The organism is Sorangium sp. So ce590, assembly GCF_051521365.1.
Lineage (GTDB): Bacteria > Myxococcota_A > Polyangia > Polyangiales > Polyangiaceae > Sorangium.
Window position 1 is genome coordinate 1,412,561 of the sequence record NZ_CP150346.1, and the last position, 13,594, is coordinate 1,426,154.

Annotated in this window: 7 protein-coding genes; 2 read left to right on the forward strand and 5 right to left on the reverse strand. The window is 71.4% G+C overall.

Translation table 11 applies throughout. The features are described from left to right. Positions 1-56: 56 nt before the first annotated feature. Complete coding sequence (locus WMF28_RS05180; RefSeq protein ID WP_437600937.1) at positions 57-3,164, reverse strand: PEP/pyruvate-binding domain-containing protein; 3,108 nt, start codon at positions 3,162-3,164, stop codon at positions 57-59. Between the two features lie 245 nt (positions 3,165-3,409). Between WMF28_RS05180 and WMF28_RS05185 the strand changes: the two genes are divergently transcribed. Beyond that, on the forward strand, positions 3,410-4,390 hold the full coding sequence (locus WMF28_RS05185) for a YegS/Rv2252/BmrU family lipid kinase (protein ID WP_437600938.1): 981 nt from the start codon (positions 3,410-3,412) through the stop codon (positions 4,388-4,390). Positions 4,391-4,515: 125 nt separating this feature from the next. After that, complete coding sequence (locus WMF28_RS05190; RefSeq protein WP_437600939.1) at positions 4,516-5,649, forward strand: formimidoylglutamate deiminase; 1,134 nt, start codon at positions 4,516-4,518, stop codon at positions 5,647-5,649. 160 nt (positions 5,650-5,809) lie between these two features. Here WMF28_RS05190 and WMF28_RS05195 read toward each other — a convergent pair whose 3' ends face one another. From WMF28_RS05195 to WMF28_RS05210, 4 genes are all read right to left on the reverse strand, one after another. Further along, the gene (locus WMF28_RS05195; protein WP_437600940.1) at positions 5,810-6,637 is read right to left on the reverse strand and encodes a hypothetical protein; all 828 of its coding nucleotides are present in this window, start codon (positions 6,635-6,637) and stop codon (positions 5,810-5,812) included. Next, positions 6,634-8,118, reverse strand: a complete 1,485-nt coding sequence (locus WMF28_RS05200) for a DUF5924 family protein (protein WP_437600941.1) — start codon at positions 8,116-8,118, stop codon at positions 6,634-6,636. The genes WMF28_RS05195 and WMF28_RS05200 overlap by 4 nt, the downstream gene beginning before the upstream one ends. A 219-nt stretch (positions 8,119-8,337) precedes the next feature. Next, entirely contained in the window at positions 8,338-9,672 is a 1,335-nt protein-coding gene (locus tag WMF28_RS05205; protein WP_437600942.1) for an SMP-30/gluconolactonase/LRE family protein, read from the reverse strand. A gap of 188 nt (positions 9,673-9,860) precedes the next feature. Further along, a complete protein-coding gene (locus tag WMF28_RS05210) occupies positions 9,861-12,596 on the reverse strand; it encodes an RCC1 domain-containing protein (protein ID WP_437600943.1) in 2,736 nt (911 codons plus the stop codon). Positions 12,597-13,594: the final 998 nt, after the last annotated feature.

A 13,594-nucleotide genomic window follows, 5' to 3' on the forward strand; every position in this document is an offset into this window, starting at 1 on the left:
GGAGCCCCGGGCGGCCGCGCGGCACGCCGGGGCTCCGCGGAGCGCCCGGGAGGGGCTCAGTCGATCCGCTTGAACTCGCCCGCCGCGCCGGCGGTCCACATCTGCGGAAGCATCTCCGGGATATCGGAGGTGCGGATGTAGATCAGCCGGATGTCCTTCCCCTCCAGCTCGGCGAGGAGCGCCGGGTCCAGGCCGGGCTCGAGGCGGGGCTCGAAGACGAAATCCTCCGAGAAGTTGTGGTGCGCCGGGTGGTACGTCTGCGCGTGATAGCCCTTCAGCACGATCGGGCTGCTCGTCAGCCCCTCGATGCGCGTCTCCACCCACTTGTGGAGCGGCGCTGTGTATCCCGCCGTCGGGCCCGTGGGGGAAGGCGGCCAGTAGAACGACGTCTCCACCACGAGTCCGGACTCCGACGACAGCGAGCGCTCCTGGAGCAGCGCGCCCTCGACGGGGGGACCTTCCGGGGGGCAGGCGTCGAGGTGCACCGTCTCCGACGAGACGCTGAGCGGCGTGCCGTCCCAGTCGAGCGACGGCAAGGGCGTGGCGTAGTCGGCGCGGAACATGAGCTGGAAATCGCGCAACGCGACGAGCGGCCCCACCGACGGCGGCAGCAGCTCGGACACGGGCGAGGCGGCGAGCGCGTAGGTGACCGCCGAGGCCCCGGCGCCGTCCACGAACGCGTCCGTGACCGTCTGGTCGGCGTACGCGTGCGACGCGGCCGGCCACGCCGCGGGGCTCCCGGACAGCGTCGCCACCGATCCGCCGGAGAGGTAGTCGAGGGTCGCGTCCTCGAAGAGGGTGCCGGCGAGGGCCTCCGGCGTGAGGAACGCGCCCTTCGCCGAGAGGCGCGCGCGCACCTTGAGCCGGTGGTTCGCGAACACGTTGCCGACCTCGCCCTGGAAGGTGCAGAGCTCCCGCGGCTCGGCGAGCAGGAACGGCGTGAGGCTCGGCGTCGTGTTCGGGAGCGAGACCTCGCGCACCTGCTTCACGACGAGCTCCCCGGGCTTCATCTTCTTGAACTCGTAATCGAGCAGGAACGTCGTCTTGCTCGGGTGCACCTCCCGGAACCTCTCCTCGACGCGGCCGAGCAGCGCGGTGAGCGCGCGGTAGTCGTCCTCCCACTGCATCACGTGGCCGCCGAGCGGGACGAGCGTCGAGCCGGAGCGGAGCTGGACGTAGGTGTCGCCATCGAGGCCGCTCACGGTGACGACCTCCGGCAGCGCTCCCCCTTCCGGGTTGGTGACGGACGTCGCCCCGAGCTGGGTCACGATCTTGATCTCGTCCGAGGGCGGGACGCCCCGCGACAGCGTGGCCACGCCGTTCGCCATCTCGTTCTCGTCAGGATAGGAGTAATGGACGAGGACGCCCATTCCGACCTGGTCCTCGTTCACGCCATAGAGGAGCCGGGCGAGGAAGGCGTTGTCGTTGTAGAAGCTCGCGTACACCTTGCGGATCGCGCGGAACACGCCCCGCTCCGCGTCCTCGCCGGCGTCGCAGAGGCTCGGCCCCGCGTCGTCGGCGTCCTGGTCGTCGGCCAGGCAGCCGCTGTAGCTGTCGTAGAGGCCCGCGCCCGTGAAGACGGCGCTGTCCTCCACGTTGGTCGAGCTGCGGAACCGGATCTTCCTCGTGGGCGTGAAGTCCGCGATCGCCGCCTCGACCGCCTGCCGCTGCCCCGCGGAGAAGGCGGTCTCCTTGGTGATCCGCTCGCGGATCGCCGCGAGATCGGCCTTGAGCGCCCGCATGTCGGGCGGGTAGCTGTAGCCTCCGAGGCGCTCCGCGATCTCGGCGCGCAGCGTGCTGCCGCCGGGCATGACCTGGTCGAGGAAATCGTCCCAGAGATCGAACGACAGCGCGACCGCGACATCGGAGCTCTCCGGGATGGCGTCCCGCAGCAGGCCGTAGTTCGCGGCCTTGCCCCCGAAGTGGACGACCTCCGCGGGGCCGAGATCCTCGGTGGAGCCGGAATAGGCGCCGAGCGGCTCCTTGGGCTGGATCCCGAGATCGCCGGGCCGCTTCAGCGAGAGGAGCTGCTCTCTGTCGGCCGGCGCCATCCCTTCGGCGTCGAAGAGCGCGGCGCGGCACACGACCCCCCACTCCAGCGAGGCCCGCAGCGCGACCTCCTTGCCGTCGAGCGCCTTCGCCTGCTCCGCGGTGGCCGGGTCGCCGACGTACACGAACGGGATGCCGAAGGACGTCGCCAGGAGGGCGGTGTGCGCGTTCGGGGTCGAGGGCGACAGCGAGATGATGCCCGCCACATAAGGCACCTCCGCCGGGATGGAGTCGGTGAGGAGGATGTCCTCGGGCCGGAGATCGCCGCTCGCGTAGGCGGCGTCGATCCTGTCCGGGGGGACATAGCGGAGCCGGCCCACGGCCCAGCCCGTCGAGTAGCACGCGTCGCCGCTCAGCCACCGTTCGACCGAGCTCACGGGGAACCCGCGCTCGGCGAAGAACGCGCTGTTCGCCGCGGCCGCCCCGGCCTGCTCGTGGGTCGGGAAATAGAAGGAGACGGGCGGCGCTCCGTCGGGGGCGACGATGCTGTCCTTCACGAGCTGGAGGACGATGCGCGCCATCTCGGGATCGTAGGCGTCCTGCCGGACCAGCTGGATGCCGTACTCCGGCTCGGTGACCGCATTCGGGGAGATGAGCACCGCGCCGAGGATCGCCTGCTGTCCCTCCTCGTGGAGCGAGACCTTGTCGTACTCGTCCTGCGACATGCCGAAGAACGGGTCGAGCCGCGCGGTGGCGAACTCGCCGTGGAACGGGAACTCGTTGCTGTTCTGGTAATAGACCTTGGTGGGGTCGTGCATCAGCACGGTGAACTTCACCCACGACGGCCCGTCGTACGTCGAGTACGCCGCGAAGAGATCGAAGGGGAATTCGAGCTGATTCTTCCAGTCCGCGGACGGGGTGATCTCGATCGGGTAGGTGTCGACGGGCCATTCGTAGCCGCCGCCACCTCCGCCTCCTCCTCCGCCTCCTCCTTCGCCGCCGTCCCCCCCACCCTCGCCGCCCGTACCCCCGGCTCCGCCGGTGGCGCCCTCGCCGCCCGCGGCGCCGCTGCCCCCGGAGCCACCCGCCGAGCCGTCGCCGCACGCGGTGAGCATCCCTGCGCCCAGGAGCGCGAGCGCAAGGCAAGCCAGTCGACCGATTCGTTGAAACCTCATGGGTACTACGGATCTACAATTGCCGTGCCATCGCCTCTCCAAAAGCGCTCGAGCGCCGCGAGGCGGGGCATTCGTGTCACGACAATGGCGCACGCAGGCACAACCCCCCGGGAAGCGCCGGGCGAGCGAGCGGCAGGGCGCGACGAGGGTCGAGCTCGGTCACGCCGGCTCCGGCGCGGCGACCCGCGGCCTACCTGTCGAACTTTCTTGGGGTTTCGACCGGTGCGGCGGTCTAGGATACGGCGATGACAGAGCGGAGAGCGGCGCTGATCTTCAACCCTGCTGCTGGCCATGCAGGCGATGCGGTCGAGTCGCTTCCTGCGCGGCTCGAGCGCGAGTTCGCGCTGAGCGTCTACGAGACGAGCGCGGACCGCAGCGCCGCCGCGTGCGCCGAGGCGGCGCGCCGCGAGGGCGCCTCCCTGGTCATCGCGGCGGGCGGCGACGGGACGATCTCGAGCGTGGCGTCCGCGCTCCTCGGGACCGACACCTGCCTGGGCATCCTGCCGCTCGGAACGGCGAACTCGATCGCGGTTACGCTGGGCATTCCGGACGACCTGGAGGGGGCGATCGAGGTCCTCGTCCACGGCGCGCCGACGCGCATCGACGCCGCCCGCGCGAACGGGAGGACCATGATCCTGCTGTCGGCGGTCGGGCTCCACGCCGATACCGTCGGCGAGACCCCGCAGGACGCCAAGCAGCGCTGGGGGGTGCTCGCGTACATCAGCACCGGTCTGAAGAAGCTGATGAGCCTGGAGCCGTTCGGGGTCGAGATCGAGACCGACGAGCAGCGGATCCACTGCCGCGCGGTGGCGGTGACGGTCGCGAACATGGCGCCTGCGCGCACGGTGCTGGCGCAGGGGCCGCCGGTGGTGTCCCCCGACGACGGGCTGCTCGACATCACCATCGTGTCGGCCACGACGCTTGTCGAGGCGGTCGCGACCGGCCTGCACCTCCTGAGGACCGCGATCGACGGCGAGGCGGCCGAGCGCGACAACATCGGGTTCCTCGCCGCCCGGAGGGTCCGCATCACCACCGATCCCCCCCAGGACGTGCTCATCGACGGCGAGGAGGTCGGGACAACGCCCCTCGTTGTCGAGTGCCTCCCGGGCGCGCTGACGGTCATGGCGGCCCGCCGCGAGGAGGTCGACGCCCCCCCGCCGCCCGCCCCGGAGGCCGAGGTGAAGCTGGAAGGGCTGCCCGAGCTCGAGGTCGAGCTGAAGGCGTGACGCCAGCTGCCTGCCGCTCGCCCTCCGCGTGGCTGCCGGCGCCCTCGCCGAGCCGCCTCGATGCGCCCTCGTGAGGGCGGCCGGCGCCTTTCTCCTGCCTCCCCGGCGTGGTAGGGCGAGCGGCCATGAGGCTGACCGCGCGGGCCATCGAGCTCCCGGCGCTCGTGAGCGCCCATTCCCACGCGTTCCAGCGCGGGATGCGCGGAGAGGCGCAGCGGCCGGGGCCGACGGGGGCGGACGACTTCTGGTCGTGGCGCAGCGCGATGTATGCGCTCGCCGGGTCGCTCACGCCGGAGTCCATTCATGCCATCTCGAAGGTGGCCTATCGCGAGCTCCGCGCCGCGGGCGTCCGCACCGTGGGCGAGTTCCACTATGTGCACCACCAGCCCGACGGCGCGCCTTACGCGGATCGCACGGTCCTCGCGGACGCGGTGATCGAGGCGGCGCGCGCGGCGGGCCTCCGGATCGCGCTCCTCCGGGTCGTCTACGCGCGCGCGGGCGCGGGCCGGGCGCCCGAGGGGGCGCAGCGGCGGTTCTCGGACGGCTCGCTCGACGCGGCGCTCGCGGACATCGAGGCGCTCCGGGCGCGCTACGCGGGCTGCGAGGACGTGCGCGTCGGGGTGGCGCCGCACAGCGTCCGCGCGGTGCCCCCGGCGTGGCTCGGGGAGATCGCGCGGTACGCCGAGGAGCGCGGGCTCATGGTGCACATGCACGTGGCCGAGCAGCCGGCCGAGATCGAGGCGTGCCTCGCCGAGACGGGCCGGCGCCCGGTGGAGCTCCTGGCCGAGCGCGGGGTCCTGAGCGAGCGCTTCGTGGCGGTGCACGCGACGCACCTCGCGCCGCACGAGCCGGCGCTCCTCGGCGCGGCGCGGGCGTTCGCGTGCCTGTGCCCGACGACCGAGCGCGACCTCGGCGACGGGCTGCCCGACGTGGGGGCGCTGCGCGGGGCGGGCGTGCGGCTGTGCGTGGGGATCGACAGCCACGTGATCACCGATCCGTTCGAGGACCTGCGGGGCGTCGAGCTGGGCGAGCGGCTGCGGACGGGCAAGCGCGTGACGCTGCGGCCGGAGGACGGGGGGACGCCGGCCGAGGCGCTCTGGGAGATCGGCTCGCTGCGGGGGGCGGAGGCGTGCGGGTTCGCGGATCCGGGCGGCAGCATCTCGCTACGCCGGGAGGCGCCGGCGCTCGCGCTGGTGCGGGAGGAGCGGCTGCTCGACGCGGTGGTGTACAGCGGGAGCCCGGCGCTCGTGGAGGGGTGAGCCGAGGAAATCAGGGTAGAGGTGTGGGAGCGGTGGTCGTGGTCCTATTTGAACATGAAGGTGGGAAGAAAAGCTCAGTAATCATCCCGCCTTCCCGCCTTCATGTGAGCTCTCTTCGGGCAAGTGCGACCCCTACCACGTGGCACGGTGAGCTCGCCGCTCACCCCATCGCGCCCGCCACGAGCTGGGCCGCCCTCAGCACCACCGCCACCACCACCCCCACGTCCCACGCGCGCGAAAGCCACCACTGCGTCTCGCCGCCGTTGATCCACGGCGCCACCCACGCCGGCGGCTCCACGAGATCCGCGACGGTGAGGACCCGCTCGCGCTGCTGCGCCTCGCGGTAGCCGCCCTCGCCGCCGCGGACGTGCTCCTCCGCCCGCACGTACGCGAACAGCCGCGCTCCCCGGCCCTCCGGGAGCAGCGCCCCGCTCGCGCCGAGCGCCTCCGGCGTCGCCGGCAGCTCGATCCGCGCGCCGCCCTGCGTGAGCCGGAGCGCGCCGCCGCCCGCGCGCTCGACGCGCGCGCGGACCCAGCCCTCGGGGCGGTCGCCGCGGAGCAGCGCGCGGAGCGGCGTCAGCTCGGGGCTCGGGCCCAGGCGGGGCGCGCGCCGCCCCGGGAAGAGGCGCGCGGCGAGGAACCAGAGGCAGATCGGGAACACCGACAGGACCAGGTGCAGATCGAGCGCGCTGGCCACGCCCGCCGTCCCGTCGAGCACCGGGAAGGAGAGCACGCCCGCGGCGGCGAAGGCGCCGACCGCGATCGTCGCGCCGAACCCGCCGACGACGCCGAACGCGACGTTGCCGATCGCGATGACGCCGACGGCGACATTGCCGATCGCGATGAACCCGCGCGCGACGTTGCCGATCGCGATGAAGCCCGTGACGACGTTGCCGAACACGAGGAATCCGTTCGCCATGTTGCCGACGTCGACCCAGCGCGCCCGCTGCGCGGCGCCGGCCCCGTCGCCCTGGAGCGGCGCCTTCACTCGGTCACCTCGAACGCGGTGCGGCCGACGAGCTGGCCGTCCTGGGTCTCGACATCCACGGTCCAGTGCCCGGCCAGGCGGCGCGGCAGGCTCCCGCCCACGAGCTGCGACTTGAGCCGCACCGCGCCCTCCGGCCCGGGGACCCGCAGCGTCTCCTCCGGCGCGCGGAGGATCTCGCGCCCCTCGTGCCGCCAGACATGGAGCAGGCGATCGCCGTCGCCGCCCGGCACCACCACGTCGGTCACGGCGCGGAGCTCCCGGATCACAGAAAAATGCAATGATTTCACGTACATGTCAAGGCGGCCGTCCGGGAGCACCGCGGGGCCCACGGCCGCGGAGGACAGGTGCATCGGCACCGGAGGGATGATCGCCCGCGTGCCGTAGGCGAGCCCGACCCCGGCGGCCGCCGCGATGACGAGGAACACCGCGCCCATCCGGCTCCAGAGCGCGCCGAACGGCAGGTGCAGCGTGCAGAAGCCGAGCACGGACACGAGGGCGGCGGAGAGCAGCGTGTAGAGCGTCCGGGTGTCCGGGAGGAGCGCGGGGATGACGAGGTTCAGGCAGGCGAACAGCGTCACCCCGTAGAAGACCGAGGCGAGCGTCTTCCAGCGCATGAGCACGCGGTCGAAGACGAGATCGAGCGTCGAGAGCACGGCGCAGGCGCCGAGGAGGAGGACGAACCACCGGTTCGGCGCGTCGAGGCTGGCGCTCTTCCAGTAGAACGGGAGGAGGAAGAAGAGCATGCCCTGATAGAGGTTCTTCAGGACATAGGTCATCACGAGGAAGCGCAGCCGGGCGCCGCGCCACGCCGTCGCGAAGTCCTGGCGAGCGCCGGTGCCGAAGAGCCGGAAGAACAGGATCACGAGCAGCCAGGCGACGCTGACCGAGACCGCGAGGAAGCGGGCGTGCTGGAACCCCTTCTGCGCGAAGGTCACAACGAAGGCGCCGAGGCTGAGCGCGTAGGCGGTGTGCAGCCACCAGAGCTTCTTGTGGTGGCGCTTGAAGAAGGCGCGGGCGGCCGACTTGAAGTCCTGAGGCTGGCCCTCCTGCGCCTCGGCGTCCAGCTCGGCGTAGGACGCCTTGGGCTCGGCCTTGACGGTCGGAGAGTCGTCCTCTTCGGCGGCCCGCGAAGGCCGCGCGGGCATCTTGAGCGTGCGGTCGTCGTGCTCCCCGCCCGCGGCGCCGGCCCGGGGCGGCATGCGCAGGGTGACATCGTCGATGACGCTGCGCTCCCGGTCGCCGGGCGCTGCGGCGCCTCCGCGCGGCGCGCCGGGGGCGCGGGGCGAGGCAGCGCCCGGGGTGGGGCCGGGCTCGCCGCTCGGCACGTACAGGATGGTCGGCGCCTCCCCGAAGGCGTCGGGCAAGCGCGGCTTCTGGACCTGGGTCGGGGCGCTGGAGGACGGCGGCGACGGCCGCGAGGGCGCGTTCGCGTGGGCCTCGGGGGCGGAGGCTTCAGGGGAGCGCGGCGCGGGCTGTTTCATGTCGTTTCATGTCCGGCGCGCAGCGTACCCGACCGGCGGCCCGCCTTCGAGCGCCGGGCGAGGGGGCGCCGGCGCCGGGCGGCGCGCGGCGTCCCGCAGCGCCGGGGCGGCGAGCGCCCGGGCCGGGGCGCGGAGGGGCGCTGGGCCGCGGAGGCGCGCCCGGCTGGACCGGCTCAGGGGCCGGGCGGGGCCGGCCCTGCGTCGCCGGGCCGGGCAGGCCTACTCCACGGTGATGAACGCGACGCTGGTGCTCAGATCGGGGACGCAGAGGATGCGGCGCTCCGGATCGAAGCCGATGTCCGCGGCCGAGGTGATGGCGTGATCCGCGGCCAGGTCGTACGCGATCGTCCAGGTGCCGTCGGCCGAGACCCGGAAGACCTTGCCCGAGGTCCACTCCGACGCCCACAAGGCGTCTCCGTCCCTCTCGACCCCGTCGAGCTTGCCGGCGAGATCGCCGATGCGCGTGATGGTCCTGTCGGTGAGATCGATGGAGAGGAGCTCCCCGGGCTCATCGTCCGTGCTGCCCCCCGAGCCCGCCACGAGGAGCGACCCGCCGTCGACGAGCACGCCGTTCGGGCCGACAACGTCGTCGAACGCCAGGAAGAGCTCGGCGCTCGTGGGGGCACCGACGTCGAGTCGATAGATGACGTTTCCGGCCGTGTCGGAGGCGTAGAGCTGACCTGTGCCCTCGTCGACGGCGACGTCGTTGACGAACAGGCCCTCCGGGATGGGGTACACGGTGACGCTGCTGTCCGCGACCGAGATGCCGAGGACGCGGTTGACGTCGGTGACGTAGAGGACGCCTTCGAAGACCCGGATCCCCTTGGGATCGTCGAGCCCCTCGATCCACCTCGCGTCGAGCACCGTGCCGTTCTCGTCGAGGCGGCTGATCCAGCCCGCCTCGCCCTCTCCACCGATGTTCGATACGTACCAGAGCCGGTCTTCCGGATCCCAGTAGCAGCTCTCCGGCGTGGAGAATCCGTCCACCTGCTGGAATGCGTAGGCCGGTCCGCCGCCAGCGCCGCCGGCGCCGTCGCTGCCGCCAGTGCCGCCAGTGCCGCCAGCACCGCCGGCGCCGCCGGTTCCGACGGCGCCGCCAGCACCGCCGGCGCCGCCAGCACCGCCGGTTCCGACGGCGCCGCCGGAACCGCCGGCGCCGCCAGCACCGCCGGCGCCGCCGGTTCCGACGGCGGAGGTAGCGCCCTCACCGCCGGTGCCACCGCCTGTGCCGCCGGTCTCACCGCCTGTGCCGCCGGTCCCACCGGTGCCGCCGGTGCCGCCTGTGCCACCGGTCCCACCGCCTGTGCCGCCGGTGCCACCGCCTGTGCCGCCGGTGCCGCCGGTCCCATCGGTCCCGCCGTCACCGCCCTCGCCCCCCGTGCCCGAGGAGGTGGACGACGTGGCCCCGCCCTCACCCCCCGTGCCCGATGACGTGCTCGTACCGCTGGAGGTGGTGCCGGGACCGGAATCGCCGACATCGTCATCCCCGCACGCTCCGAGCATCGACGTGAGGCAGATGGAGGCCAGCGCAACATAGCGTCGATTCAGGATCATGATTTTTCGTCGTCCTCCGTTCAGATGTGACCGTATCTACAAGCGCTCGCGCGCCAGCGTCAACCGCCCAGCACCATTCGGTCCGCGAAAGCCGCAGCATCCCTTGCTCGTCCGGACGCGGGCCGCGCCGCCGGAGGAGGGGTCAGCGGCTCGAGCCGCTCAGCGCTTCGTCGTAAATGCGCTATAAGCTAGTACAAATAGGAGCGGCCCAGGTTGATGATCGGGAGCGCGTCGCCCATCTCACCGGCCGCGTCGCCGCAATGCTGGGTACCGCCGGTGCAGCCCGGGCCGCCGAGGTTGCCGCCCACGCTCTCCCCCCAGCATTTGATGTGGCTCGTGTCGAGCAGGGCGCACGTCGAGTGGCCGTTGGTCGAGGTGACGACCGCCTTGGCCCGGCGGCCGAAGCCCAGGTCGACCGTGGGAAGGCTGTCCCCCATCTCGCCGGCGCTGTCCCCGCTCGTCGCGCTGTTGCCGAGGCCGAGCTGGCCTCTGTGGTTTCTTCCCCAGCACTTGATCGTGTTGTCGTCAAGCAGGGCGCAGGTGTGATTCCTGCCCGCAGAGACGGCCTTGGCGGTGCGACCGGAGCCCAGACTGACCGCCGGGAGGACGGCCATCTCACCGGCCGCGTCGCCCCGGTTCGAGCTGCTCTCGAGGCCGAGCTGGCCGTAGCCGTTGTGGCCCCAGCACTTGACCGTGTCGTCGTCGAGCAGCGCGCAGCTGTGCTCAGCGCCCGCCGAGATCGCCTTGGCCGTACGGTTAGCCCCGAGGTAGACCGCCTGGAGATTCTGCATCTCGTTCGCCTGGTCGCCCTGGTCGATCGTATCATCGCGGCCGAGCTGCCCGCTGCCGTTCTCTCCCCAGCACTTGACCGTGTTGTTGTCGAGCAGCACACAGGTGTGATTGGCCCCGGTCGCCACGGCTCTGGCCGTGCGGCTGGCACCCAGGTAGACCGTGGAGAGCAAATTTCCCATGTCGCTGGAGGAGACGCCTCGGTTGGTGGTGTCGTCGAGCCCGAGCTGGCCGCTGCTGTTGGACCCCCAGCACTTGAGCGTGTCGTCGTCGAGCACGGCGCAGACATGACTGTTGCCAGCGGACGCAGACTTGACCGTACGGTTGGTACCGAGGTTGATGAAGTCGAGGCTCGACATCTCGGCAACGCTGTCACCCTGGTTGCTCGTCGCGCCGTTGCCGAGCTTCCCGCCAAAGGAGCTGCCCCAGCACTTGATGCCCGTGAGGGACGAGGAGGGGAGCTCCTGCAATGCGCAGGTGAACGACTCGCCCGCGATGATCGACTCCACGACACCGATCAGGCTCTCGTCGAGACTCACCCCCATCTCGCCGTTCACGTCGCCCCGGGCATCCGCGTCGCCGAGCCCGAGCTGGCCGGCGCCGTTGTAACCCCAGCACTTGACGCCGCCCCCGTTCAGGTGGGCGCAGACATGATTGTAGCCGACGGCGACCTGGTGCACTGTCTGGCTGCCCGTGGAGGCGAAGGGGAGCGAGCTGCCCATCTCCCCAGGTTCATCGCCGCGGGCGGGCGGGGGCCCGGGGGCCATCATGCCGACGCCGAGCTGGCCGTAAACGTCGGAGCCCCAGCACTTGATCTGCGAATGGGTGGACTCGATGATGCACGTATGGTCCCCGCCGGCGACGATCGTTGTCGGCACGAGAGGCGTCGCGCCTACGATCTCCGTGCCGATGTCGACGAACGGCAGCGCGTCGCCCATGCTCCCGGTCGGATCATTACCTCGCGCGGTCGTGTCTCCGAGTCCGAGCGCGCCGTACCAGTTGAGCCCCCAGCACTTGATCCCATCGTTGGTGAGCAGGACGCAGGTGCGGCTACCGTTCGCGGTGATGGCCTTGGCGGCGAGGTTGGTGCCGAGGTCGACCGGCGGGAGATTGTCGCCCATCTCGTTCGGGTCATCGCCGCGCCTGATGGTGTTGTCGTCGTCGTAGCCGAGCTCGCCGATCTCATTGGCGCCCCAGCACTTGACCTGACCGTTGTCGAGGACGGCGCAGACGTGGTTCTCCCCGGCGGCAATGGCCTGGACCGTGCGACCGGTGCCGAAATCGATGGGCTGGATGCCGCTCATCTCCCCCGCTTGGTCGCCCAGGTCCGTGGATCGATCGGGCCCCGTGCCTCCCGGGAGACCGAGGCCTCCAAAGCTGTTGTTGCCCCAGCACTTGACCGTGTCGTTGTCGAGCAACGCGCAAGTGAAATGCTCGAGCGCCAAAGCGAGGCTCTTGACGGTGCGCCCGGCGCCGAGCTCGATGGGCGGGAGATTGTCGCCCATGTCGGCCGCGTTGTCCCCCACGTAGGTGTCTGCGGTCGTGTCCTGGCCGAGCGAGCCGTAGATGTTCGCGCCCCAGCACTTGGCCCGATCGTTGTCGAGGATGACGCACGTGCGGTAACTATTGGCATAGATCGCCTTGGCCGTGCGGCCAGTGCCGAGATTGACGGTCGGGAGGCTGTTGCCCATCTCGCTCGGGCTATCGCCGATCGTATCGAATATGGTCACCCCGATGCCGAGCACACTGTTGCTGCCTGTGCCCCAGCACTTGACGGTGTCGTCGTCGAGGATGGCGCAGGTATGGCCGCCGCCGGCCGCGATCGCCTTCGCCGTGTGGGGCTGTCCGGAGCTGTTCGTCCCGAGATTGACGAACGGGATGCTATCGTTTGTCGTGCTCATGCCACGATTGGCCGTATCGCCGAGGCCGAGCTGCGCGCTGTCGTTCTTCCCCCAGCACTTGACGAAGCCGGCTTCGAAGATCGCGCATGTGTGGTTTGACCCGGCGGCGATGGCGCTGGGCCCCAGGACGCGGAGCTCGCCTGATGCAGCGAGCACGGGCTCCTCCAGATCGCCCGTCTCCGCGCCGCCGCCGGCGCACGCCGACGCGAGGAGGCTCGCCGCGAGCGCGGCCAAGGGAACCCGATGAGCTGACAGGCGGCCTGCGCGGGTCGTGACGTCCGTCGTCCGCCGGCGCGCAGCGCGGGCCGTCGGATCGGGGAGAGCGTCTCGCTGAGAGTCGCGTGGGGCGTTCGTCGATAGGGAATATGCATGGAGAGGCATTATTGAACAGTCCTCTTGTCGAACAGATGAAAGGCGCATGAGCTGCCACGCGCCCGGCCAGGAACGAGGAAGGCAAGCCCGCGAGCGGCTGAAACAGCGGGCCTCCCTGGAGCCAGCCTGAACGTCGGCCCGCGGGCCTGAGCAAGATGGGTGCCAGGCGACGCCGCTCCCAACCTGGCCGTGCATCGCTTCCATGTCCGGCGCCTCGGGCACACCCGCCGAACATCCCGCGGAGGCGCGCTCTCGGCCGGTTGCGCACCGCGCCCGCGCGCCCGCGGCACGACGGGTTGCGCATACGACATGTCACGGCTTCAGAGCGTGACATGTCACGGCTGGGGCGTGACATGTCACGGCTGGGGCGTGACATGTCACGCTCCAGCCGGCCCGGCGGACGGACTCATCCTGGACATGCGGGGCTTTCCGGGCATCAACCTCGCCGAGGTGGCGCAGCGGGTGATCCCGGGGCCGTGGTCGGGCGCGATCTTCCGCGTTGCCATGCACACCGGGCCGGATGACGTGTCCATCGACGAGCTCGTCGATACGTTCGGCCCGCTGGATTCGCCCGCGTACGGGGGCCCCTCGTGCTGCTCGTCGGCAACGGGACGCTGTCGGCGGCCGAGCATTTCAGCCTCGCCCGCCGTCGTGCCCCGTCCACCGGATTCGAATGCACGAGCCGCGCGCGCAGCCTGTGCGGCGCCCGCCGCTGCACAGCCGAGGTCGAGCGGATGCAACCGGAAGCCCGCCGGCGTCGGTGCGGGCGGCGGCGTCATCGATACGCGCAGATGCGCCCCGCGCGTGAGCCTGAGCCTGCGCGGTGACGGATCGACCCCCCGCTGTCACGAGGCAGATCC

What these genes read in the sequence shown, in the direction of transcription:
- WMF28_RS05180 (WP_437600937.1), bottom strand. Translation starts at nt 3,164, where the DNA reads ATGAGGTTTCAACGAATCGGTCGACTGGCTTGCCTTGCGCTCGCGCTC.
- WMF28_RS05185 (WP_437600938.1), top strand. Translation starts at nt 3,410, where the DNA reads ATGACAGAGCGGAGAGCGGCGCTGATCTTCAACCCTGCTGCTGGCCAT.
- WMF28_RS05190 (WP_437600939.1), top strand. Translation starts at nt 4,516, where the DNA reads ATGAGGCTGACCGCGCGGGCCATCGAGCTCCCGGCGCTCGTGAGCGCC.
- WMF28_RS05200 (WP_437600941.1), bottom strand. Translation starts at nt 8,118, where the DNA reads ATGAAACAGCCCGCGCCGCGCTCCCCTGAAGCCTCCGCCCCCGAGGCC.
- WMF28_RS05205 (WP_437600942.1), bottom strand. Translation starts at nt 9,672, where the DNA reads ATGATCCTGAATCGACGCTATGTTGCGCTGGCCTCCATCTGCCTCACG.